Genomic DNA, 22,743 nt, shown 5'->3' on the forward strand with positions numbered 1-22,743 from the left:
ACCGCCCACCGCTGGGGCGGTGTCTGCCATCTGACAGGCACCCCGACGCCCCGTGGGATGGCGCACCGCGGGGCGTCGCCATATCCACGGATGCCAGAAAGTACCTTTCATGAATCGCTGTTTATGTGATATGTAAGGGGTGAGCCGGTGTCCACCGGATCGGACCGGATCCGGCCGGGTGTGGCCGGAGGATCGGGGGAGGCGTGCCGACCACTGCCACCGCACTCACTACCACCGCACCTCGCAGGGTCTTCTTGACCGTCTCGGAGGTGCTGGAGGAGCTCAGGATCCCCGCCGGCACCTGGAGCGAGTGGAGAGCGAAGGGCAAAGCGCCCCGCGTCCGAAAGCTGCCGAACAACAAGCTGATCGTGGACCGGGCTGACCTTGATGCCTGGCTCGACGCCCTCCCATCGTGATCGACTTCGATCCGAACGAGGTCACGTCCGACGTCAAGATCTACAAGGTGTCGAAGCGGGCCTCCACGGTCAAGGGGAAGCCCGCGAAGTGGCGCCTTCGCTGGATGACAGCCGGGGTCCTGCCTCCGCACTCGAAGACCTACGAGACCAAGGGGGCTGCGGAGACCCGCCGGTCCCAGCTGGTCACCGCGCAGAGCAAGGGAATCCTGTTCTGCGTCACCACCGGGTTGCCGGTCACGGAGCTCGCCGCGATGAAAGCGGCTGAGGAGGCGGCAGCGGCTGAGGAGGCGGCAGCATCAGCCCCGACCTGGTACAGCCACGCATCCCGCTACACGCTCCAGCAGTGGCCCGCCGCGTCGGAAGCGCAGCGCCGCAGCATCGCCGACGCGCTGGCCACAGTCACCCCCGCGTTCTTACTCCCCGGCTCCGCGGCTCCGGAGAACCTGCGCCGCGCGCTCTACGGCTGGGCGTTCGTCGCCGGACTGCGCTACGACCTAGCCGCCGACCGTCCAACCGGTGCGTTCCCGCCTGAGCGGCCAGCCCCCACCGGCCTCGCCGAGACCCTCGCCTGGTTGGCCGGCAACACCCGGCGCATCGAGGACTTCGCGGACGCCGAGGTAGCCCGCGCCGGCTTGGCCGCGCTTGCCGTCAAGCTGGACGGCAAGCCTGCCGCGGCGAACACCCAGGCGCGGAAACGCGCGGTGTACTACGGCTGCCTCCGGCTTGCGGTCGAGCTCGGCCTGCTCGACTCTCACCCGCTGGACCGGATCTCCTGGACCGCGCCGAAATCAGCGCACCAAGTGGACCGCCGGTCGGTGCCGAACCGGGCGCAGACCCGGGCCCTTCTCGCCGCGGTGGAGGAGATCGAGCCGCGGCTGACGGCCTGGTTCGCGCTGATGCGCGACGCCGGGCTCCGGCCGGAGGAGTGCCAGGAGGTCCGGGGCGACGACCTGGAACTGCCCGCCGAGGACGATCCGACAGGGTGGGGGATGCTCACCGTGTCGACCGCGAACCCTGACCGGGCCAGCCAGTGGTACGACGGCGGGAGGCGGGAGGCGCGCGGGCAGCTCAAGCACCGCGGCAGGGGGGATTCGCGGACGGTGCCGCTGCGGCCGTCGCTCGTCCGGTTCCTCCGCCGGCACATCGACCGGTACGGCGTCGCCCCGGATGGGCGGTTGTTCCGTGCGGCGATGGGCGGCCCGGTGAAGACCTCCCGCTACGGGCAGGTGTGGCGTGATGCCCGGAAGGCGGCGCTCACGCCGGCGCAGGTGCGGTCTCCGCTGGCGAGGACGCCGTACGACCTGCGGCATGCGTGCCTGTCCGAGTGGCTGCGCTCGGTCGAGCCGCAGCAGGCGGCGACCTGGGCGGGTAACAGCCCGGGGGTGCTGCTGAAGACCTACGCAAAGTTGATGGACGGCGGGGAGGCCGCGGCGATCCGCCGTCTGGCCGCCTCGATCGAGATGGAGGACGAGGAGATCGACGATGCGTCGTAGCCGTAGAATGGGAGGTGCTGCAGGGCCCTGCGGGGGCTTCTCGGACAGCTTGTCCGAGCGGTGTCCCGATCTTCCCGGTGACGGGGGTGGGGCCCTCGCCCCTGAGGGCTCCGCAGCAGGTCAGGAGGGCTCGCCTAGTGGCCGATGGCGGCGGTCTTGAAAACCGCTACGGGGAGTGATCCTCGTCGTGGGTTCGAATCCCACGCCCTCCGCTTTACCAGGCTTTTTGTCGCCGGAGACAGCTGGCCACGATCAGCCTGGAACACCTGAAGATCCTTGTGGGCACGAAATGGGCACGCTGGGACGTGACCGGGGATCGCAGCCACCGTCCCCGCTGCCTTCTGCCTCGCTGAGTGCAGCAGGTGGACATATAGCGTCCCTGTGATGGCTGTCGAGCGGGCCCGGCGGATGCGGGCTCGGCGGGAAATGTGGAGGGTGAGCGACGGTGTGGAGACCGTGAACCGTGACTGACCCTCCACGCTTCAGCCGCCTCACGAAGCGCACTTTGTGGGTAGGCGTGTAGGAGCGGGAATCTCTCCAGGAGAAGCTCGTCGCGCGGGGGCCGCAGTCGCCCGCAGGCCGAACCCTTCTGAGCGGGACTGGGCCTGCTTCGCGGGACTGGGCCTGGTCGACTCCGATCCGATGTACGGATCCTGCACCATCGGCCTCGGCGACAGGCAGGAACTGCTCATCCGGTTCCGCACCGACGGGCACGTGGCTCGCGCAGCACCATCGGGCGACTCGGAATGGAGCGGCCGGTCTCGATGAAACTGATGCGTCAGGCGGAACTGTCGGCTCGCAACGCCAGTCCGAGCTGGCTGATCCGGCGTCGCTCCCGCCACCCTCGCAGCAGTGCGCCGGCACTCACGCCCTGGATCCCCTCGCCGCCAGCCCTGGCGATGGCGTCCGTCCTGCGTTCGACCATAGCCAGTCTAGTGATACTACTGTGTGTCAGTAGTTATTTTTTGCCTGCCCGGCGATGTTCCAGGTGCCGCTCGGCCCGGCACGGTTGTTTCCGGCGCGGGTTCCCGCCGGCGGTCGGCCTTCGCCGATGACGACCCGTCCGGGCGGAGCGCTCTGGTTCGCGAGCTCCGGAAGCGTTGCCGCAGGACAATCACCCTGAACACTCGACAGCCGGTTGCGTGACGCTTGTGCAGGTCTGCGACAGGATGGCCGGGTGCCTCCCCGTCGGTCGACATCCCCTCGCGCGATCCCGGCCGCCATCACCCCACCTCGGCGTCCACGCGCGGTTTCCGTCACACTCCGTTCCCCAGATGAACAAGCCATCCAGCAGGCGTTGCCGATCCAGGTCTCTCGTCGCCGGCAGCCCGACAAGACAGTGCATATCCCGGTCACGGCCAGTTGTGCCGGCTGCGAAGAGCGGTGGACCGATCCGGCCACGACCCATTGCGGGTCCTGCCACCAGTCCTGGCCGACGGTGCAGGGCTTCGATGAGCATCTGGTCGATTGCCCGGCTCATCCGGTGATCGCGACTCGTCGGGTCAAGCGGGAGCGTGAGCCGTCGGGCGCCAACGTGGCCTAAGTCCGTCCTCCCCCCGTGACCGCGGTCTTCCTCCGCATGCGGCCGGTTTCCGCCGGACGTCTCGGTCACGGGCGATCGGCGGCCGGTAGGCGGCCGAGGTGTTTTCGAGCCGCCGTCCCGGCCGAGCCCGGATCATGACGGTGAGACCCGGCACCGAAGGTCGGAACCATTCGGCGATTCCGTGCAACGGACCGGTGAGGCGGGCGAGAAACTGCTACGTTCCGGCGCTGGAGTACCCGTGAACGCCGCCGCACCGTGTCGATCATCCGGCCGGGAGTCCGTCCGCGCCGTGCGTCATCGGATCGCGGATCGAGGATCGCGGGCTGAGGATGGAGGAACGGATGACGGTCTGCGGATTGGTCCGGCTGGACGGGGCGGAGGTCCGGCGGGCGTCCCTGACCGCCATGCTGGCCTCATCGTCGTTTGGGCTGCCCGCCGCACGCGGTGTCCACCTCGACGGAGCATTCGGGGCGGTGACCGCCGCGGACCTGCGGGCGGACCCGACTCCGCCGATCGCGGTCGACGACGCGGGGCTCGTGGTGATCGCGGATCGTCCACCTCGCCGTCCCGAGGGAAACGAGACGGCCCGGATACTGGCGGCTGCCTACCGCAGCGGCGGCAAGTGGGCGTTGCTCCGGTCCACCACGCGGACGGTGACGATCGTCTGGGACCCGCGGCGCGCCCAGCTGGTCCTCGTGCGACCCGCCAGTACGGCCGACGAACTGATCACCTGGTCGGACGGGCGCCTGTTTGCCTTCGGTACCGAGGCTGACCAGGTGCTGTCCGCGGAGCTACTCGCTCCGCCCTCCCGGTTGGCCCGGCTCCGGCGGCTCACCGCCGGTGAGGTCCTGACGATTGCCGTGCCCGCCCGTCTCCGCCGACCCGCACCGGCTGCGCTCCGCCTGGCCGGAGTCGACTCGGACGTGTCCTGAGGCGACGTCTCCCGGCGCCGGCGCTCTGCGTGGACTGCGTGGACTGCGTGGACTACGCGGGCTTCACGGACTTGGCGGGTCCGGTGGCCGGGCCGGCCGGAGCCGCGGCTGCGGACAGCTGGCTCTTCCGCACAAGGAACGTGACCCGCCGCTCGGCGAAGAACGACAGGAACGGGATGGTGCCGGCAAGCATGATCATGATTGTCCGGGTCGAGGACAGCCGGCAACGGTTCGCCAGATCGAAGGAAGCGGCAAGGTACACCATGTACAGCACACCGTGGATCGGGCCGACGGCCGCGACGATCGTGTCGCTGCCGCCGATGTACTTCACCGGCATGCCGATGCACACCAGCACGATCAGCCCTACGCCGACGATGTAGGCGATGGCCCGGTACCGCAGCAGGGATGCGCGAATCGCTGTCGTGGAGGCACGTCCTGTGGTGGCCGTACGGGTGGGGTCGGGCAATGCCGTCATCAGCGGGCTCCGTTGATGTGCTTGAGGGCGTCCCGAAGGGCGTCACGCTCGTACAGTGAGGCGAGATAGCGGTTGTAGGCGTCGAGTTCGTCGTCCTCGGCGGACTGCTCGGCGGCGCCGGTCGTCAGCATTTTGGGGCCCCTGTCGAGATCCGGTCGCCAGGGCGCCTCGGGGGCGATCCGGCCGTGGGCACCCCACCGCGGCCCGGTGGTGTCCTTGGGTGCCAGATCCTCCTTCATCATCTTCACCCACCAGTACACGACGAAGGCGGCGAAGACAGGCCACTCGACCCCGTAGAAGAGGTTTTGCAGCGATCCCTGCGGGGATTCGCCCTTCGTCAGCTGCCAGATGCCCATGCGGATGAAGAATGCGATCAAGAGGAGCGCGAGGAGATGACGCGCGATCCACGAGGGTGACAACAGCAGCCGACGCACGAGGTTGACGCTACCCCTCCCCGGCCGGTCGGCGTAGGGCGCGTGGCACCTTCCCGCGACCGGGCTCACACTCGGACCGGGCTCACACTCGGGACCGGGGCGCCGGGTGGCGTGGGAGAGGTCGCGAGGGGCTGGCCGACCTTGGCCGGGCCGGCCAGCCCGCGTGCCGCCGTCGACGGCCGCTTGGCGACCCGTCCGCCGGGCTGGGGGGGTTAGCCGGGGAGCGAACGGGCCGAAACACCGCCGGACCTCCTGGCGCGGGGGGCCGGTATGGCGTTCATCTGTCAGTCGTCCGACGGAGGTTGATTGGTTGCCGTCGTTGGGAAGATTTTTCTTCCGCATGGTTGCCTGTGGTTCCGCATGGTCGAGTGCAGACCCCGGAACCGGCGCAGACCCGCGCCGTCAGCGCAGGACTGCGGCCGCCAGCGTCCAACCCGATGTGCCCCCGCTGGAGATGGTGACCGACGTCGTGCCGATTCCGGCCGGCAGCCCGATGCTCACCACTCCATCGGCCGAGCCGTCGGCGATCGGTGAAGGCAGGGTCTGGGTGAAGGTCTGCGTGCCGCCGATGGAGGTGACGATGATCTGCACCCGCCCGGAACCGGATCCGAGGAGGACGTCCAGGGTGAGCGGAGACTGCGAGACGAAGACCGTCAGCCGGGCCGAGCCCTGCAGGGACAGCCGGTCGGTGTCATCCACACCGGTCGCGACCGGTGTGCCCTCCGTCCAGTCGAATCCGGAGGATGACGGCACGGACGTGCCCAGCAGGGTGCCGGTGTCGATCAGCGGCATCACGATGGCGGCCCGGTTCTGCACACCGTCCCACGAGCCCCCGAACAGCACCCAGTCGAGAGTGCCGGGCCCCGGAAGCCGTACCCGTGATCCACTGGGGAAGGGGGCGACGGTGCTGGTGTAGATCTCGCCGCCGATGCCCGCGAACGTTCCGCCGGGCAGGGAGGATCTGCTGTCACCATGGTTCGCGGACGGTCCTGTGGACGGTCCCGCGGACGGTGACGGTGTGCCGCCGCCACCGCTCGCGGATCCCGGGTCCGCCGGGTCCGGGCCGGTGGACCTCCGTGCGGCGCTCGCATCGCTCGTCGCGTCCGGGACGGCGGCGCTGACCCCGGATGTTCCGGCGGGGCTCGACCTGGCCGGTTCCGGTGGAACCGCCGCAGTGGCCTGGGGCGACGTGACCGGCGTCCGCACGACCGGAGACGTCGTGACCAGCGTGGCGGACGGCCGCGGCTTTGCCGTGACGGTCGTCGTGGGCGGAGCCGGGGAGTTCGGTCCCGACGGCCCCAGCAGGGCCAGGGCCGTCAGGGCCGTGATGCTCATGATGGCGAGTAGCGCCCCCGCGATCGTGCCGCGTCGGGCGACCGAGCGCCGCCGGGAACGGGGCCAGTGGTGGGACCGGGGGAGCCGGTCGGGGCTGGTAGACCGGCTGGATCGGCGCCGTCGGCTCGATGGGGTCTTCGCGATGGTACGGCCCAGGCGGTGCTGCCTGGTGATGATCCGCCCATCCCCGGTCCGGGTGCCGGAGCCGATCGAACCAAGCGGTCTGAGTGGGCTGTTCGCGCTGAGTGGGCTGTTCGCGCTGAGTGGACCGCTCGGGCCGACAGGTCCGATCGGGCCGAGGGGGCGGATGATCGTGCTGCTCGGGGGAGCATCGACCGCCGCCGCGACACGTCCGCGGATGCGATCGGAGTCGGGGTGGTGCCGACCCATCTCGGCGCTCAGCATGCCGCGGAGTCGGTCGGGGAACGGAAGCTCCCCCAGGTCGCCGCCATGACCGTCGCCGCCGCGGAACTCGCCGACGCGATCGGCTGACCCTCGACCATCCGCGCTCGGGCTGCTGGTTTCGCGGTCGCCTGTTTCGCGGTCGCCTGTTCCGTGGTCGCTGATCACGCGGTCACCCGTCTCCGGAGCGGAGGGACGGCAATCGGCCGGAGGCTCGCCGCGCCGCGCTGCCGCGCCACCCTGCGCATCATGATCGGGCTCCTGGAACCCCGGGCGCCTTCTGCGTCATCTATGCCTCGCCGACTCGCTGCTGCCACCAGGGCCATAGCTTGACGCGGCCGAGGCGGGCGAACGCCGACGGGCTCGGACCCGCCGGTTTGCCGGACTGACCACTGCCCCGCTGCCGTCCCAGGCGACCCGAGCCCGACCGGGAGCCATTCATCCGGGAACTGCCCGATCGGGATGTGGCGCCGCGTGATGTGCCCGGCCGACCGGACGCTACCTGTGGCCTCGCCACCTCCGCGGCACCGGCCGGCGGCAGCTCGGTGTTCTGGAGAATCCGCTCCAGTTCGGCGACTCCCTTGGCGGTCTGGCTCTTCACCGTGCCGACAGAGATACCCAGCGTGCGAGCCGTCTCGATCTCCGACAGGTCGAAGGCGTAGCGGAGCACGACACAGGCACGTTTGCCCGGCGGCAGTGTCATCAGCGCGGAGCGCAGATCCATGACCGCGGGGAGATCGGGTATCCGCGCCGACTGGTCGGCTCGCTGACCAAGGAAGAGCAGCCCGCGTCGCTCGCGGACGACCTTCCGGACCCGGTCGGCCGCCAGGTTGGCGACGATCCGCCGGACATACGCCAGCGGAAAGTCCGCGGAGCGGACCCGGTCCCAGGCGGACCAGGCGGCCGTCAGAGCGTCCGCGGTGATGTCGTCCGCGACGTCGTGATCGCCGGTCAGGAGATACGCAAACCGGCTCAGCTCGCGGTGATGTCTCTCGAAGAAGGCATGAAACTCCGCCTGGGTATGGGGATGTTCGGGCTCGTCGTCGGCCGCGACCGCTTCCACTGGCACGCTCCCCGGGCCCGTCGAGGCCGGCGCGTCCGCGGCGCCGGCCGGACAGCCGATGCTGTGGTCGTCTGTCACTGGTTGCAGAGAACCATGAGTTCAGGGCGATATGCATATGACGGTAGCGACTCGATCGGGTATGCGTCGTGGTACCTGGATGCCGAGTGGGGCGGTCACTGTTAATACGCTCGAAGCAGTGGCTTTACCCTCGGTCCGATGATGTCGGGCTGGCCACACATGGTGATGGTCCTGGCGCGCGTTGACATCGGCCACGGGGGCAAATCCGTCTCGGACTGGCCGAGGCAGTCATATTATAGGACATAGGGGCATAGGACTTGACGGCATAGGGTCGGGGATGCGAGCCGATGAACCGAGATCCGGACGAGACAGCCGCGATGACGGGGCGGCGCACGGATGCGCGACGCCGGTCCAGCGGGGTGACCGGCGACCAGGCCGCGGCGAGGGACGAGCCGCCGACATGGGATGCTAGGACGATGTTTCCGCCGCGACGCCCGCCGGGTACGGCGAAATCTATGTCCGTCCTGTCTGGTCCGGCTGCCCCGTCCGCCCGGTCTGGTTTGTTTACCCGGTCTGGCCTGGTTGCCCTGTCTGGTCTGGTTGCCCCGTCTGTCGTGATGCCCGAGGCTGTCCGTCCCCATCGCCCGAGTCCCCCGCCCCCGCTCGATCCGGACACCCCGATCCCGGATGATCCCGGCCCGCTCCTGCCCGACGCTCCTGACCTGCCGCCGGCTCCGCACGAGCCCTCCCCGTACACCGAGCCGGCTCCCGGCGCACCCCAACCGGAGCCCGAGCCGGTCTGAGGCCCGAGCCGGCGTCCGTCCACCCCACCGGAACATCCGTACGGCCGCAGCATGAACATGCCCGCACGCCGGATGATGCCGCGGCATCGCGTGCCGAGGAGCCGTAGCGTGTGACGGATGCATGCTGTGACGGTGAAAGCGCCCGGTGGGCCCGAGGTCATGACGTGGTCGACGGTGGCGGACCCTCCTGCCCCGGGGCCGGGCGAGGTTACCCTGGAGGTGGTCGCGACGGCGGTGAACCGCGCGGACCTGCTCCAGCGGCAGGGTTTCTACCCGCCGCCGCCCGGTGCCTCTGAGATCATCGGGATGGAGTGCTCCGGGCGGGTGGCGGTTCTCGGCGCCGGCGTGGACCGGGTTGAGGTCGGGGCCGAGGTGTGCGCGCTGCTCAGCGGGGGCGGCTACGCGAGTCGGGTGAACGTGCCGGTCGGCCAGGTGCTGCCGGTTCCGGCCGGGGTCGACCTCATCACGGCGGCCGCTCTGCCCGAGGTCGCCTGCACGGTGTACTCCACGGTGTTCGGCATCGCCGGTCTGCGTGACCGCGAGGTCTTCCTCGTGCACGGCGGGGCGTCCGGCATCGGGACCTTCGCGATCCAGGCGGTCCGCGCGCTGCGTCCGAACGCGCTGGTCGCGACCACCGCCGGGACCGCGGCCAAACTGGCCAGGGTGCGGGAGCTCGGCGCCCACATCGCGGTCTCCTACCGTGACGACGACTTCGTCGCCAGGATCCGCGAGGCCACCGACGGCCATGGGGCGGACGTCATCCTCGACAACATGGGTGCGGCGTATCTCGCCCGCAACGTCGCCGTGCTGGCCGTGGGAGGCCGTCTGGTCGTCATCGGCCTGCAGGGCGGGGTGAAAGGGGAGCTCAACCTCGGCGCCCTGCTCACCAAGCGGGCGGCGGTCCACGCCGCGTCACTGCGCGGGCGGCCGGTCGAGGAGAAGGCCGACATCGTGACCGGTGTCCGCGGCGACTTCTGGCCGGCGATCGAGGCGGGGGCGATCCGGCCGGTCATCGATCGGGTGCTGTCGATCACCGAGGTCGCGCGGGCGCACCAGCATGTGGCTGATTTCGGACATGTCGGAAAGGTGGTACTCACGATCCCGGAATGATCCTCGATGGGTGACACCCGGCGTGACCGTGGAGGCGAAGCCAGTGCTGTGGGAGGCGGATCACGGGGCAGGATAGGGGGCATGACGGATCAACCGGAAGCCCGCGTCGTGGTCGTCGGGCCTGACGGCGCGCTGCACGAGACCGCGGACTCGGGGGTACCCGACCGGCCGGTGCGGCCGCTGGCCCCGGACGGTGGCCAGGCGCCGCAGGCCGCGGAGGAGTCGGACGGCGGCAACCCCATCGCAGCGCTGGTCTCCCAGCCCGACAAGGTGATGCGCATCGGTACCATGATCAAACAACTGCTCGAGGAGGTCCGCGCCGCCCCGCTGGACGACGCGAGCCGAGTCCGGCTGCGCGAGATCCACCGCAGTTCCATCCAGGAGCTCTCCGACGGGCTTGCCCCGGACCTGCGCTCGGAACTCGATCGGCTGTCGCTGCCGTTCGACGAGGAGCGCACGCCGTCGGACGCCGAGCTGCGCATCGCCCAGGCACAACTGGTCGGCTGGCTCGAGGGTCTGTTCCACGGCCTGCAGACCGCGCTGTTCGCCCAACAGATGGCCGCCAAGGCTCAGCTCGAGGAGATGCGCCGACGGGCCCTGCCGAGCGGGCAGCAGCCCGGCAGCGAGACGTTCGGCCGCGGGGCCTACCTCTGACTGACCCGTTTTTCATTGACCCGCCCCTGAATCGACCCGCGATGGTGAACCGGGAGCCATGGCTGCTCGCGGTTTACCATCGCGGGTCGATGCCCCCGGCCCGGCCGGCGGTCAGTTCGCCGGGCTGACCGAGGACATGTTGAAGTCGGGGATCCGTACCGCGGGCATGCGGGTGAGCGTGAACCAGTCCGCCCATTCCCGCGCCATGGTGCGGGTGGTGGCGCCGATCTCGGCCAGGCGGCCGAGCAGGTCGACCGGTGACTCGTTGAAGCGGAAGTTGTTGACGGCCCCGGTGACCTCACCGTTCTCCACCAGGTAGACCCCGTCCCGGGTGAGGCCGGTGAGCAGGAGCACCTCGGGATCGACTTCGCGGATATACCACAGGCTGGTGAGCAGGAGCCCGCGTTTCGTCGAGGCGATCATCTCCTGCAACGACGCGGAGCCTCCGCCGTCCAGGATCAGATTGTCGATCATCGGGGTGGTCGGGACCCCGGTGGCACGGGCGGACGCGCGGGTCTCCACGAGGGCGGCGAGGGTGCCATCCGAGATCCAGTCGGTGGGCCTCAGCGCCAGTCCGTTGTCGAAGACGCTGGACATCGACGAGGAGGACTGCGCGGTCACGAAGGGGGTCGTCGCGAGTTCCGGGTCGTGCGGATCGCTGGCCAGCCGCAGCCCCGCCGGTCCGATCGCCTCGCCGAGACGCGTGCCGCCGCCGGCCCGGCTGAAGACCGTCCGGCCCTCGGCCGCGTCCCGACCGGCAGCCGTCCAGTACATGTAGATCATCAGATCCGCCACCGCGGAGGGCGGCAGCAGCGTCTCGTACCGGCCGGCCGCCAGTTCCAGCGACCGTTTGCACCAGGCCAGCCGGTCGCGCAGCGCCGCGTCGGTACCCGCGACGTCGACGTCGGTGAAGTCACGGGTCGACTGGCCGTGCCAGACCGAGCCGCCGGGAACGCCGCTCTTGGCGTTCCACTCCACGCTGCCGGTCGGCTGGCTGTACCGCAGCCGCAGCCCCGTCGACGTCCCGAGCCACGTGGTGGTCAGATTGTGCTCGGCGAAGCCGAACAACCGCCGCCCGCCCGCCCGCGCCGCGGCGAACGCCTCCGCGAGGTCTCGGGCGAAGGAGGCGAACACCGTGGTGCTGGTCCGGGCGGCCGGATCGGTGAAGGCCTCGGCCGCGTCACCCGCCGACCCCGCACCCGCCGACCCCGCACCCGCGCCGACGTCCGTCGTGTCCAGCCCGAGCAGGTCCGTGTAGTCCTCGGCATCCTCTGCCTCCCGGGCCGCGTCCTCGGCGGCGCGGACGAGTTCCGCGAGGCCGTCGGCATCGGTGGGATGCGGCAGGTCGGTGGGACGCGCGGTGGGGTGGCCGCCGGAACCGGGGGAGTCGATGGTGGAGGCCGTCCGCACCCCGAACGAGCGGCCGATGACGCTGATGACGGTGATCGACCGATCCCGGCTGGCGCCGTTGGTCGTCAACGTGTTGTTGGCCCAGCGCAGGTTCACCGCGCTGGACTCGGTGGCGATCACTACGCAGCCGTCCGCCTTCGACAGGCCCAGGGCGCGTTCGACGATCTCATGGGCGGTCTCGCGCACCGTGCTTCCTCCGTCGGCTGGGGCTGGTTGCGGTCCGGCCGGCCGGCTCATCGACCGGCCTCTCGGCGAGCATTGAGAATGTTGGTGGCGCGGAACAGAGCCGACGGGCAGCCGTGGCTGACGGCCGCGACCTGGCCGGGTTGGCCCTTGCCGCAGTTGAACGCACCGCCCAGCACGTAGGTCTCGGGGCCTCCCACGGCCTCCAGGGATCCCCAGAAGTCGGTCGTCGTCGCCTGGTAGGCGACGTCGCGGAGCTGGCCGACGATGCGACCAGCGCGGATCTCGTAGAACCGCTGGCCGGTGAACTGGAAGTTGTACCGCTGCATATCGATCGACCAGCTCTTGTCCCCGACGACGTAGATACCGCGGTCGACCCGGCTGATCAGCTCCTCGGTCGACGGGCCGCCGGGCGCCGGGAGCAGGGAGACGTTCGCCATCCGCTGGATCGGCACATGGGCGGGGGAGTCGGCGAACGCGCAGCCATTGGAGCGGTCGACCCCGAGCACGGCGGCATTGCGGGCCGCCATCGCCCGGTCGAGCTGATAGCCGACGAACTGGCCGTCGCGGACGATGTCGAACCGGCGGGTCTGCACGCCCTCGTCGTCGTAGCCGATGGTCGCGAGCCCGTGCAGGGCAGTGCGGTCCCCGGTGACGGTCATCGCCGGGGAGCCGTACCGCAGCGTGCCCAGCTGGTCGAGGGTGACGAAGGAGGTACCGGCGTAGGCGGCCTCGTAGCCGAGCGCCCGGTCGAGCTCGGTGGCGTGCCCGATCGACTCGTGGATCGTCAGCCACAGGTTCGACGGGTCGATGACCAGGTCGTACGGCCCTGGTTCGACTGAGGAGGCCCTGGACTTCTCGGCGAGCAGACCCGGGATCAGATCGATCTCGCTCTCCCAGTCCCAGCAGCCGGCCGCGGGGCCCGCCACCAGCCACTCCCAGCCTCGACCGACGGGCGGGGCGATCGTGCGCATCGACTCGAAGCCGCCCGCGGGATCGACCCGGGTCGCCTCGATCTGGCAGATCACCCGCATCCGTTGCTGTGTCGTCGTGGTCCCGGTCAGGTCGGCGTAGTACTTGTTCTCCATCACCGCGCTGAACCGGCCGTCGACATGGTCGACCTCGTGCGCCGCGAACAGCGTCCGACACAGGCCGCCGACCCGTTCGACCCGGTCCCGGGCGTCGACCGCGAACGGATCGGTCGCGTAGGCCGAGACCCAGACCGCGTCGGTGTGGGTCGGTTCCGCGGCGAGTTCGACTGGTTCGGAGTTGAGCGGGGCGGCGACTCGGGCCATCTCGACGGCTTCGCGGGCCAGCCGTGCCGCCTCGGCCGTCGTCAGGTCGACGCCGGCGGCGAAACCCCAGGTGCCGCCGTGCACCACCCGGACAGCCAAGCCCAGCGTCGCGCCTTCATGGCGACTTTCCAGCGAGGCGTCGCGGAACGACAGCGAGGAGTCCTTGAGCCGTTCGACGCGGATGTCGGCGTGCGTCGCACCGAGATCACGTGCGGTCTGCAGAGCCGCGTCGGCGAGTGCGGTGCGCGGCAGGGCGAGGAACTCGCCGTCGATCTCGTGAGCCGGCAGCCCGGATGAGGCCGAGTCCTGGACGAGGGGTGCCATGTCCCTATCCTGGCCCGTCTGTGCGACGGGTGTCGGGGCGGCATGCCCGGGTGTCGGGGCGGCATGCCCGGGTGTCGGGGCGGCATGCCCGGATGACGCTGCGCATGCGGACGCTGCGGGAGCGCGGGAGCGCGGGACCGGGAGGCGATGCGTGTCCGGATCCGGCCGGGCAGGTGTCAACGCGGCGGTCCACCGGGAATCCCCGTCGTCGACCGGGAACCGTCCGGAGGGTATTCATGGAGAGTACCCGGCCCGGTATGCGGCCCGATCGTGATCGGGACGGACCGGAATGCCCAGGAAGATCATCGTGGTTATGGGAAAAGCCGCTCCAGGACGATCGCGACCCCGTCCTCATCATTCGACACGGTGATCTCGTCGGCAGCGGCCAGTACTTCGGGATGGGCATTCGCGACGGCGACCGCGTATCCGGCCCAGGCGAACATCGGTAGATCGTTCGGCATATCTCCGAACGCGATGACGTCGGCGGCGACCACCCTCCGCCCGGCGGCGAGTTCAGCCAGCGCCACCGCCTTCGACACCCCCGGCCCCGCGATCTCGAGAAGGTCCGCGCTGGAGGTTGTGACGACGGCGTCCACCCCGGCGAGTTCGACGATGGCGTCGTACACTTCCGTGAACGGAGCGCCCCCCCGCCGGACAAGCAGTTTCGTCGCCGGCAGGACGCCCAGCAGCTCCGAGAACTCCGCGACGATCTCCTTGGGATCCGGCCACATCGCCTCGAAGGCGGGTTCCCGGCCGAAGCGCACGCCGCTTTCGACCGCGAACACCGCGTCGGGAACCGCGGCGCGGATCGCCGCCGCCAGCCGCAGGGCCGTGGCCGATTCCAGACAGCGCTGGCTGACCGGCTCGCCGGAGTCGAGATCGAAGACCAGCGCGCCGTTCGCGCAGATCGCGAGCCCGGAGACCTCGGTCTGGGCGACGACACCAGCCATCACCCGGCTGGGTCGTCCCGTCACGAACACCACGGTCGCCCCGGCGCGTTCCACCCGGCGCAACGCCCCGCGGGTGCGTTCGGACACCGTGCCGTCGCTGCGGATCAGCGTCCCGTCCAGGTCGGTGGCGACGATCGCGGGCGGCAACACAGTCATCAAGTCAACCAGCAACATGGCGGCCGGTGCAGGGACCCCGGTGCAGGACTCCGTCGCACCGGCTTGCCGGCTGGCCGCGGAGCGCGTGTCTGTGGTCGTCGTGTGCCGCTCCGCACCGCGGGCCCGCGGCGCGGAGGTTGTCCGCCCGGTGACGGGTAGCATGCCGAGCATGCTCCCTGCCGATCGGCCCGCCGTGCCATCCGTCGGCGCATCCGATTCGTCGAACGTATCCAACCTGAAAACATTCGACGAACTCTTCGTCGAGCTTGCCGAGAAATGGCGGCGTCGGACACCCGGCTCGGGAACTGTCGCCGCGCTCGATCAGGGCGTCCACCATCTGGGCAAGAAACTGGTCGAGGAGGCCGCTGAAGCGTGGATGGCGGCCGAGCACGAAGGCCGGGGAAGGGCCGCCGAGGAGATCTCCCAGTTGCTCTACTGGAGTCAGCTGCTGATGATTTCTCTAGGCCTTTCGTTGGACGACGTATACTCCCATCTGTGATCGATTCCCTGCCCTTTCTCGTAGACGCTGAGTAGTGACGATGCTTCGTATCGCGGTTCCGAACAAGGGGGCGTTGTCGGCCGCCTCCGGTCAGTTGCTCTCCGATGCCGGCTACCTCGCGCGGCGCGAGGGGAGCGAGCTGGTGATCGCCGATGTCGAGAACGACATCGAGTTCTTCTTCCTGCGCCCTCGGGATATCGCTGTCTACGTCGGGTCGGGTCTTCTCGATCTTGGTATCACCGGGCGTGATCTCCTCCTCGACAGCAATGCCGCCGCCGAGGAGCTCGTTCCGCTTGGATACGGGTTCGCCACGTTTCGTTACGCCTCTCCGGAGGGGACGCTCGCGGACATCACGGAGCTCGCCGGCAAGCGGATCGCGACGTCGTTCCCCGCGCTGGTCCGAGCCGACCTTGCCGGTCGGGGGGTCACCCCGGGTGGCATCGTGACTCTGGATGGTGCGGTCGAGACGGCGGTGCGGCTCGGTGTCGCGGACGCGGTCGCCGACGTGGTCGAGACCGGCCGTACGCTCAAGGCCGCGGGTCTGGAGCTGCTCGGCGAGCCGGTCCTGCGCTCGGAGGCCATCGTGATCACCAAGAGGGGCGCGGACCTGTCCCCTTCGCATGAGCGTCTGCTGCGCCGGATCCAGGGGGTTCTGGTCGCCCGGCGGTATGTGATGATGGACTACGACGTTCCGACGGCCGTGCTCGACAAGGCATGCGAGATCACGCCAGGCTACGAGTCCCCGACGGTCTCTCCGTTGCAGCGTGAGGACTGGGTCGCGGTGCGGGCAATGGTGCTGCGCGCCGAGGTCAACCGCATGATGGACGACCTCTGGGAGCTGGGTGCCCGGGGCATCCTCGTCTCCGGGATTCAGGCCTGCCGCCTGTAATCCCTGCCACCCGGAGCTACCTGTGCAGGATGAGCGACATGCCCTCGTTGCGGGTAGCGGTGCTGAGGAACTGGCCACGCACCGCGGATGTCACCGTGGTGGCCCCGGGCTTGCGCACACCGCGCATCGACATACACAGGTGCTCCGCCTCGATGACGACCATCACCCCGCGCGGGTCGAGCACCTCGACGAGGGCGTCCGCGATCTGCGAGGTCAGCCGTTCCTGGACCTGCGGGCGACGGGAGTAGAGGTCGACCAGCCGGGCAAGCTTCGACAGGCCCGTGATCTGGCCCTTGCTGTTGGGGATGTAGGCGACGTGCGCCTTGCCGGAGAACACGACCAGATGATGTTCGCATAGCGACGAGAAATCGATGTCGCGGACCAACACCATCTCGTCGTGGCCCTCATCGAAGACGGTGGTCAGGACCTCGGAGGGATCCCGGCCGAGACCCTCGACGGCTTCCCGGTAAGCCCGCGCGACCCGGTCCGGGGTCTTGCGAAGACCCTCGCGGTCCGGGTCCTCGCCGATCCCGATCAGTAGCTCACGAACTGCGCGTGCGACTCGGTCGTGGTCGAAGGGACGGACCTGCCGCGGCCTGCCATTGCCCGGCGCCAGGGTTGACGCAGCCGGTCCGTCGCCGTCGCCGTCGCCGTCGCCGTCGGGGTCCGGGATGCCGAAACCGTCCATTCCTGGGGCCTCCGCCGCGGGAGATGATTCACTTCGTCGTTCGCCCGCGGCAGTGGACGCCTCGTCGGAATAAGACGTCAACGGCGTCTCCTCTCGTCGTCGCTCGGCCAGCTTGGCGGGGCCCACGGGTTGGCGATCCTCGGCCCGTCATGGGCCGGACCCTCGCCTCCGGGGGGCGCCGGCGCGCCCTGGCCCTGGGGATAACCGTGCCCCCCGGGGCTGCCATTCCCACCCGGACCACCGACATCCGTGCCGTGCGGCACGCCCCCGCCCGGGCCGGACGGGTCGACCCCGGGGCCCGAGCCCGCGGGTGCCCCCGGCACGCCGGCGGGCTGACCGTGACCGCCGGCCCTGTTGCCCCCGGTTCCGTTGCCGCCCGGTCCGCGTCCGGCGGCACCATTACCGTGGCCCGGGTCGTTCACCAGGTCGGCGACATCCGCCGTCAGCAGGCCGAGCTCGGCCGGGGTCTGCACCGGTGGCCGGTCGGAGGGGACGCGACGCCCCACCCCGGTGTAGATGCCACGCACGGGGCGTTTCTGGACCGTCGCGAAGACCTCGGCGACCTCGTCCTTGCTCAGCGTCTCGGTGTCCATCAGCCGCAACACGAGGTTGTCCAGTACGTCCCGGTAGGTCACCAGGATCTCCCAGGCCTCGTCGTGTGCGGCCTCGATCAGCCGGCGCACCTCGATGTCGATCTCACTGGCGACCTCTTCGGAGTAGTCGCGTTGGTGGCCGACCTCCTTGCCGAGGAAGACCTCGCTGTTCTCGGTGCCGAACTTGATCGCGCCGAGCTTGTCGCTCATCCCGTACTGGGTGATCATTGCTCGCGAGATCTGGGTGGCCTTCTCGATGTCGTCGCTCGCCCCCGTGGTCGGGTCGTGGAACACCAGCTCCTCGGCGGTGCGCCCGCCGAGCAGGACGGCGAGGCGGTCGAGCATCTCCGAGCGGGTCGAGAGGTACTTGTCCTCCAGGGGAAGCTGCATCGTGTACCCGAGCGCGCGCCCCCGGGGCAGGATGGTCACCTTGTGCACCGGGTCGGAGTTGGGCAGCGCGTGCGCGACCAGGGCGTGGCCGCCCTCGTGGTAAGCGATGCGCTTCTTCTCCTTGTCGCTCATCGCGCGGGTCTTGCGCTCCGGTCCCGCCATCACGCGGTCGATGGACTCCTCGAGCAGCGCCGACGAGATGAATTTCAGGTTGGAGCGGGCGGCCAGCAAGGCCGCCTCGTTCAGTACGTTGGCGAGATCGGCACCGGTGAACCCGGGGGTCCGCCGGGCGATGACCATCATGTCGGCGTCCGGGCCGATCGGCTTGCCCTTGGCGTGCACCCGCAGGATGGCCTCGCGGCCGAGCAGGTCCGGCCGATCCACGACGATCTGCCGGTCGAAGCGGCCGGGCCGCAGCAGGGCCGGGTCGAGGATGTCGGGCCGGTTCGTCGCAGCGATGAGGATGACCCCGCCCTTGACGTCGAACCCGTCCATCTCGACCAGGAGCTGGTTGAGCGTCTGCTCCCGCTCGTCGTGGCCACCGCCGAGTCCCGCTCCGCGGTGGCGGCCCACGGCGTCGATCTCGTCGACGAAGATGATGGCGGGCGCGTTGGCCTTGGCCTGTTCGAACAGGTCGCGAACCCGACTGGCGCCGACACCGACGAACATCTCGACGAAGTCGGAACCCGAGATGGAGTAGAAGGGCACCCCGGCCTCACCCGCGACGGCCCGGGCCAGCAGCGTCTTGCCGGTTCCCGGCGGGCCGTAGAGCAGGACCCCCTTGGGAATCTTGGCTCCGATCGCCTGGAACTTGCCCGGGTTTTCGAGGAACTCCTTGATCTCTTCGAGCTCCTCGATGGCCTCGTCCGCACCGGCCACGTCGGCGAACGTCGTCTTCGGCGTGTCCTTGCTCACCAGCTTCGCCTTGGACTTGCCGAAGTTCATGACCCGGTTACCGCCGCCCTGCATCTGGTTCATGAAGAAGAACAGCAGAAGGACGACCAGTAGTACGGGCAGCAGGTTCAGCAGGAGCGAGACCAGGATGTTTCCACGGTCGACCGAGACGTCGTAGGCGACCCGCTTGTTGCGGAGCTCGTTCGCCAGGACGACACCCTGTTCGGTGACATAGGACGACTCGAACTTCTGGCCGTCCTTCGTCTGGATCTGGATGAGCTGCTTCGAATCCTGGATCTTGGCCTTCGCCACCTGGCCTTCGTCGATCTGCTGCTGGACGAAGTTCAGGTCTCGCTTGCCGTACTCACTGGGACCCGAGAGGACGCCCGTCGTGAGAATGATCACGAACAGGACCAGGAGCAGCAGTGGCACCCAGCCGCGGAAGATTCTTCTTGGAGTCATCTGTCTGGAGCACCGGACACGAGCGCTCCACCCTCCTGACGTGTGTGCTGCCCTCGATCGGGATTCCCTTGTGCCGAGGGTACCGCCGGTGCGCGCATCTCACCGCGCGTACATCCGACCAACGGATCGGCGGCCCGCGCTGTTCCGATCGTGGCGGTCTGATGGTGTTCGGTGTTTCGCTCGTGGCGGATGCGGTGACCGAGGGCGTATCCGAACGGGCGGAAGGCCGGCGGGCTCAGGCCGGGGCGCCCCTCTCGATCGCCGCGGGCGTGAGGGTCCCGACAAACGGCAGGGTTCGATAGTACTCCGAGTAGTCAAGGCCGTACCCGACGACGAAGGCGCCGGGAAGATCGAAGCCGACATATCGGACATCCACGTCCACGGTGACAGCCTCGGGCTTACGGAAGAGCGCCAGGACCTCGAGCGAGGCGGGGCCGCGTGAGCGCAGGTTCTTCAGCAGCCAGGACAGGGTCAGCCCGGAGTCGATGATGTCCTCGACCACCAGGACGTCCCGGCCCTCGATCGACCGGTCCAGATCCTTGAGGATGCGCACCACCCCGGACGAGGAGGTTGACGACCCGTACGAGGAGACCGCCATGAACTCCATGGTCAGCGGGACCGTCAGCGCGCGGGACAGGTCCGCCATGACCATGACGGCGCCCTTTAGCACGCCCACGAGCAGGATCTCCCGGCCGGCGTAGTCGGCGTCCACCCTGGCCGCGAGCTCAACGATCTTCGCGGCGATCTCGTCCGAGCTGACCAGGACCTCGGCGATGTCGGGATGCGGGCTGTGCCGGGGGCCGTCATGGGCGCCTCCGGCGTCGGGGGTCGTCGTCACGGTCTGACTCACCTGGTCGTCCTCCTCGATGTGTGGCGCGGTGACGGCATCCGACCGTCGGGCGGCGGGGCCGGCTGGCGGCGATGGAGGAACCACCGGCCCGGTCAGCGTGACCCTGTTCTCCCATCGCCGGGCGAGCACTCCGGTGGGAAGCGGTACCGGCTTCTGCCCGCGCCACCGCGTCACCAGCTCCTCCACCGCCCAGATGTGCTCCGCGCGCAGCGCGGAGGCCGACGCTCCGACGTCGATGGCCGCCCGGCGCAGCAGCCGACCGCGGACCGCCGCGGTGAGCCCGGCCAGCGCGGCGACGTCGAAGGCGACCTCGCCGGTGCACGGCCGGCCACGAGCCCTGACGACCTTGCCGTAGACCTCGGCGGCCATGGCGTCCAAAGCGTCCGCGTCGGCCCGCAGCAGATCGGCACTGCGCGCCAGCGACTCGGCGATGCCCGGGCCGAGCTCCGTCTCCAGCACTGGCAGGACCGTGTAACGCACCCGGGACCGGGTGAACGCTGGGTCCCGGTTCGTCGGGTCATCCCACACCTCGAGCCCCTCGGCGAGGCAAGCGGCCCTGGTGTCCGCGCGGCGGATCCCGAGCAGTGGCCGGCGAAGCAGGCCGTCGTCAGCCGACATCCCCCCGAGGGAGCGGGCGCCCGCGCCCCGCGCGAGCCTCAGCAGCACCGTCTCGGCCTGGTCGTCCAGCGTGTGGCCGAGAAGCACCGCCCGGGCGCCGAGCCGGTCGGCGGCCGCCGCGATCGCGGCCCGCCGTGCCTGTCGGGCGATCCCCTCGGAGCGAGCGGTGTGCTCGGTCAGGACCTCCACCGGATCCAGGCCGAGGGCCCGACCCTGGCGGGCGACGCGTTCCACCCGTTCGGTCGAGCCGGTGTCCCAGCCATGATCGACCGTGACCATGCCGGCCCGCAGGGCGCGGCGGGGGGCGACGAACGCGAGGGCCGCGGCGAGCGCCAGGGAGTCCGGGCCGCCGGAGCAGGCGACCAGCACTAGTCCGCCGGGTGGCAGGTCGGTGACTGCGCGGCGAACCGCCAGCCTGACTGCCGCGACCGCGGGAGTGGGAGATCTCGACGAGTGAACCGTGCGCGGAGCCGGATCGCCCGGTCGGACGTCGCCGGCATGGCCGGTGTGGTCCTCACCGGCGATCGGTGGGGTCACAACGTCGGCCGGAAGGCGGATGTGGAACAGGCCGGGGAGTCGGCGGCCCCGACGACCCCCGCGGCCCCGACGACCATGGTGCTCACGCCGAGATCGGCGGGCGGCTGCCCAGGACCCGTTGCATCCAGGCGGTGGGATCGACCAGCTCGGCGCGGGTCGGCAGCGCCGCCGGTGACTCCCAGACGGTGTTGAAACCCGTCACCCCAGCCTGCGCGACCACCGCACGCACGAACGCCCCGCCCTGACGGTACTGCTGCAGCTTGAGATCGAGACCGAGGAGCCGACGGACGAACCGGTCGATCGGCGATCCCCCGCCGCGGCGACCCTCGAACTTCGTCCGGATGTCGGCGACGGTGGGTACGATCTTCGGCCCCACCGCGTCCATCACCTGGTCGGCGTGGCCCTCCAACAACGTCATGATGGCCTGGAGGCGGTCGAGAACCGCTCGCTGGGCTGGGGTCTGTAGCGCCTCCACGACGCTCGGGCTGTCGGCCTCCCGGTCGAACACCGCCCCGCGCAGCGCGCTCATCGCCGAGCGGACGCGGCCCGCGAGGACGTCCGGATCGAGGTCCGTGGCCTCAATGAACGCGGTGATCTCGGACTCCAGGTGGGTCCGCAGCCACGGCACGGCGGTGAACTGACTGCGATGGGTCTGCTCGTGCAGGCATACCCACATCCGGAAGTCTCGCGGCACGACCCCCATGGCCGCCTCGGCGTGCGCGATGTTCGGCGCGACCAGGCTGAGGCGCCCGACCGACCCCGGCACCCCGACCGACCCCGGCACGTCGGGCGGACCCGGATCGTCCCTCCCGGCCTGGTACTCCTCCGGCGGGAGGAAGACCTCGTACTGGCCCAGCACCTTGCCGGCCAGATAGGCCAAGGCTGTGCCGATCTGGACCCCGGTGACCCGCCGACCGACCGCCGCGGCGAGGTTGCCGCGCTGCTGTTCGGACAGTTTGCCCAGCAACGGGGAGGTCAGCACCCGCAGACCGGCGACGTTGGAGCGGACCCACTCCAGCCGGTCCACCACGGTGATGGGGGTGGCCGGCCCGGCGGGAGTGAGCCGGGTGTAGTCCTCGACGTGCCGCTCGGCCTCGACGGCCAGTCGCCGCAGCTCGGAGACGACCTCGCCGGCCTGCTCCCGCGAGATCTGCGGGCCGGGGCGAACCAGTTTCCTCGCCGTCGTCACGGCGAGTTCCCAGTCGACCAGCTCGGCGTCCACGAATCCGAGCGTACCGGGCTCGCCCGTCGTCTGGGTCCGATCATGAACCGTGCCGAGAACGGGATGGGACGCGCCGGGGCGCCGACGGTCCCGCCCAGGTCGACG

20 protein-coding genes and 1 tRNA gene are annotated in these 22,743 nt (G+C 69.9%); 9 read left to right on the plus strand and 12 right to left on the minus strand.

All coding sequences use genetic code 11. From position 1 onward, the window contains the following. Nucleotides 1-203: 203 nt before the first annotated feature. The 3 genes from AC08OO_RS05355 to AC08OO_RS05365 all read left to right on the plus strand — a co-directional run bounded on the left by AC08OO_RS05355 (nt 204) and on the right by AC08OO_RS05365 (nt 2,121). On the plus strand, nt 204-416 hold the full coding sequence (locus AC08OO_RS05355; RefSeq protein WP_476609118.1) for a helix-turn-helix transcriptional regulator: 213 nt from the start codon (nt 204-206) through the stop codon (nt 414-416). Continuing rightward, nucleotides 413-1,909 carry a tyrosine-type recombinase/integrase gene (locus tag AC08OO_RS05360; RefSeq protein WP_476609117.1) on the plus strand — a complete coding sequence of 499 codons (1,497 nt, stop codon included), beginning with the start codon at nt 413-415 and terminating at the stop codon, nt 1,907-1,909. Before AC08OO_RS05355 ends, AC08OO_RS05360 begins: the two co-directional genes overlap by 4 nt. Before the next feature lie 123 nt (nt 1,910-2,032). Next, a tRNA-Ser gene (locus AC08OO_RS05365) sits at nt 2,033-2,121 on the plus strand. Nucleotides 2,122-2,687: 566 nt separating this feature from the next. Here AC08OO_RS05365 and AC08OO_RS05370 read toward each other — a convergent pair. Then, on the minus strand, nt 2,688-2,834 hold the full coding sequence (locus tag AC08OO_RS05370; RefSeq protein WP_476607606.1) for a hypothetical protein: 147 nt from the start codon (nt 2,832-2,834) through the stop codon (nt 2,688-2,690). Nucleotides 2,835-3,248: 414 nt separating this feature from the next. On the opposite strand from AC08OO_RS05370, the gene AC08OO_RS05375 reads away from it, so the two are divergent. Further along, on the plus strand, nt 3,249-3,452 hold the full coding sequence (locus tag AC08OO_RS05375; RefSeq protein WP_476607615.1) for an FDXHR family putative zinc-binding protein: 204 nt from the start codon (nt 3,249-3,251) through the stop codon (nt 3,450-3,452). A gap of 329 nt (nt 3,453-3,781) precedes the next feature. Continuing rightward, on the plus strand, nt 3,782-4,384 hold the full coding sequence (locus AC08OO_RS05380; RefSeq protein ID WP_476618287.1) for a hypothetical protein: 603 nt from the start codon (nt 3,782-3,784) through the stop codon (nt 4,382-4,384). A gap of 52 nt (nt 4,385-4,436) precedes the next feature. Here AC08OO_RS05380 and AC08OO_RS05385 read toward each other — a convergent pair whose 3' ends face one another. The 4 genes from AC08OO_RS05385 to AC08OO_RS05400 form a co-directional block, all read right to left on the minus strand. Next, a complete protein-coding gene (locus AC08OO_RS05385; protein ID WP_476609114.1) occupies nt 4,437-4,859 on the minus strand; it encodes a DUF3817 domain-containing protein in 423 nt (140 codons plus the stop codon). Beyond that, nucleotides 4,859-5,362, minus strand: a complete 504-nt coding sequence (locus tag AC08OO_RS05390; RefSeq protein ID WP_476607609.1) for a hypothetical protein — start codon at nt 5,360-5,362, stop codon at nt 4,859-4,861. The genes AC08OO_RS05385 and AC08OO_RS05390 overlap by 1 nt, the downstream gene beginning before the upstream one ends. Nucleotides 5,363-5,695: 333 nt before the next feature. Then, nucleotides 5,696-6,628, minus strand: coding sequence for a hypothetical protein (locus tag AC08OO_RS05395; RefSeq protein WP_476607610.1), 933 nt, complete (start codon nt 6,626-6,628; stop codon nt 5,696-5,698). A gap of 691 nt (nt 6,629-7,319) precedes the next feature. Then, nucleotides 7,320-8,099, minus strand: coding sequence for a SigE family RNA polymerase sigma factor (locus AC08OO_RS05400; protein ID WP_476618288.1), 780 nt, complete (start codon nt 8,097-8,099; stop codon nt 7,320-7,322). 932 nt (nt 8,100-9,031) lie between these two features. Between AC08OO_RS05400 and AC08OO_RS05405 the strand changes: the two genes are divergently transcribed. Together AC08OO_RS05405 and AC08OO_RS05410 are read left to right on the plus strand one after the other, a co-directional pair. Beyond that, nucleotides 9,032-10,024, plus strand: coding sequence for an NAD(P)H-quinone oxidoreductase (locus AC08OO_RS05405; RefSeq protein ID WP_476609112.1), 993 nt, complete (start codon nt 9,032-9,034; stop codon nt 10,022-10,024). An 81-nt stretch (nt 10,025-10,105) separates the two neighbouring features. Next, on the plus strand, nt 10,106-10,678 hold the full coding sequence (locus AC08OO_RS05410) for a bacterial proteasome activator family protein (protein WP_476609111.1): 573 nt from the start codon (nt 10,106-10,108) through the stop codon (nt 10,676-10,678). A gap of 111 nt (nt 10,679-10,789) precedes the next feature. Here AC08OO_RS05410 and AC08OO_RS05415 read toward each other — a convergent pair whose 3' ends face one another. The 3 genes from AC08OO_RS05415 to AC08OO_RS05425 all read right to left on the minus strand — a co-directional run bounded on the left by AC08OO_RS05415 (nt 10,790) and on the right by AC08OO_RS05425 (nt 14,996). Beyond that, nucleotides 10,790-12,325: a metallopeptidase TldD-related protein gene (locus AC08OO_RS05415; RefSeq protein ID WP_476609110.1), complete on the minus strand. Its 1,536-nt coding sequence runs from the start codon at nt 12,323-12,325 to the stop codon at nt 10,790-10,792. Next, nucleotides 12,322-13,890: a TldD/PmbA family protein gene (locus AC08OO_RS05420; protein WP_476606474.1), complete on the minus strand. Its 1,569-nt coding sequence runs from the start codon at nt 13,888-13,890 to the stop codon at nt 12,322-12,324. The genes AC08OO_RS05415 and AC08OO_RS05420 overlap by 4 nt, the downstream gene beginning before the upstream one ends. A 311-nt stretch (nt 13,891-14,201) precedes the next feature. Continuing rightward, nucleotides 14,202-14,996 carry a Cof-type HAD-IIB family hydrolase gene (locus AC08OO_RS05425; protein WP_476609109.1) on the minus strand — a complete coding sequence of 265 codons (795 nt, stop codon included), beginning with the start codon at nt 14,994-14,996 and terminating at the stop codon, nt 14,202-14,204. On the opposite strand from AC08OO_RS05425, the gene AC08OO_RS05430 reads away from it, so the two are divergent. Continuing rightward, on the plus strand, nt 14,965-15,495 hold the full coding sequence (locus AC08OO_RS05430; RefSeq protein ID WP_476609108.1) for a phosphoribosyl-ATP diphosphatase: 531 nt from the start codon (nt 14,965-14,967) through the stop codon (nt 15,493-15,495). The genes AC08OO_RS05425 and AC08OO_RS05430 overlap by 32 nt on opposite strands. 40 nt (nt 15,496-15,535) lie before the next feature. Continuing rightward, entirely contained in the window at nt 15,536-16,384 is an 849-nt protein-coding gene (hisG, locus tag AC08OO_RS05435) for an ATP phosphoribosyltransferase (protein WP_476609107.1), read from the plus strand. A 16-nt stretch (nt 16,385-16,400) separates the two neighbouring features. Here the strand turns inward: hisG and folE are convergent, their stop codons facing one another. From folE to AC08OO_RS05455, 4 genes are all read right to left on the minus strand, one after another. Further along, entirely contained in the window at nt 16,401-17,072 is a 672-nt protein-coding gene (folE, locus tag AC08OO_RS05440; RefSeq protein ID WP_476609120.1) for a GTP cyclohydrolase I FolE, read from the minus strand. 77 nt (nt 17,073-17,149) lie between these two features. After that, nucleotides 17,150-19,411 carry an ATP-dependent zinc metalloprotease FtsH gene (gene ftsH / locus AC08OO_RS05445; protein ID WP_476609106.1) on the minus strand — a complete coding sequence of 754 codons (2,262 nt, stop codon included), beginning with the start codon at nt 19,409-19,411 and terminating at the stop codon, nt 17,150-17,152. Nucleotides 19,412-19,646: 235 nt separating this feature from the next. After that, a complete protein-coding gene (gene hpt / locus AC08OO_RS05450; RefSeq protein ID WP_476609105.1) occupies nt 19,647-21,416 on the minus strand; it encodes a hypoxanthine phosphoribosyltransferase in 1,770 nt (589 codons plus the stop codon). An 82-nt stretch (nt 21,417-21,498) separates the two neighbouring features. After that, nucleotides 21,499-22,638 (minus strand): zinc-dependent metalloprotease, encoded by a 1,140-nt coding sequence (locus tag AC08OO_RS05455; RefSeq protein WP_476609104.1) that lies wholly within the window; start codon nt 22,636-22,638, stop codon nt 21,499-21,501. Nucleotides 22,639-22,743 lie beyond the last annotated feature (105 nt).

Source organism: Frankia sp. CeCAU1, from assembly GCF_977971845.1.

What these genes read in the sequence shown, in the direction of transcription:
- AC08OO_RS05385 (WP_476609114.1), bottom strand. Translation starts at nt 4,859, where the DNA reads ATGACGGCATTGCCCGACCCCACCCGTACGGCCACCACAGGACGTGCC.
- AC08OO_RS05410 (WP_476609111.1), top strand. Translation starts at nt 10,106, where the DNA reads ATGACGGATCAACCGGAAGCCCGCGTCGTGGTCGTCGGGCCTGACGGC.
- folE (WP_476609120.1), bottom strand. Translation starts at nt 17,072, where the DNA reads ATGGACGGTTTCGGCATCCCGGACCCCGACGGCGACGGCGACGGCGAC.
- AC08OO_RS05380 (WP_476618287.1), top strand. Translation starts at nt 3,782, where the DNA reads ATGGAGGAACGGATGACGGTCTGCGGATTGGTCCGGCTGGACGGGGCG.
- AC08OO_RS05405 (WP_476609112.1), top strand. Translation starts at nt 9,032, where the DNA reads ATGCATGCTGTGACGGTGAAAGCGCCCGGTGGGCCCGAGGTCATGACG.
- AC08OO_RS05425 (WP_476609109.1), bottom strand. Translation starts at nt 14,996, where the DNA reads ATGACTGTGTTGCCGCCCGCGATCGTCGCCACCGACCTGGACGGGACG.
- AC08OO_RS05420 (WP_476606474.1), bottom strand. Translation starts at nt 13,890, where the DNA reads ATGGCACCCCTCGTCCAGGACTCGGCCTCATCCGGGCTGCCGGCTCAC.
- AC08OO_RS05415 (WP_476609110.1), bottom strand. Translation starts at nt 12,325, where the DNA reads ATGAGCCGGCCGGCCGGACCGCAACCAGCCCCAGCCGACGGAGGAAGC.
- ftsH (WP_476609106.1), bottom strand. Translation starts at nt 19,411, where the DNA reads ATGACTCCAAGAAGAATCTTCCGCGGCTGGGTGCCACTGCTGCTCCTG.
- AC08OO_RS05395 (WP_476607610.1), bottom strand. Translation starts at nt 6,628, where the DNA reads ATGAGCATCACGGCCCTGACGGCCCTGGCCCTGCTGGGGCCGTCGGGA.
- AC08OO_RS05370 (WP_476607606.1), bottom strand. Translation starts at nt 2,834, where the DNA reads ATGGTCGAACGCAGGACGGACGCCATCGCCAGGGCTGGCGGCGAGGGG.
- hisG (WP_476609107.1), top strand. Translation starts at nt 15,536, where the DNA reads ATGCTTCGTATCGCGGTTCCGAACAAGGGGGCGTTGTCGGCCGCCTCC.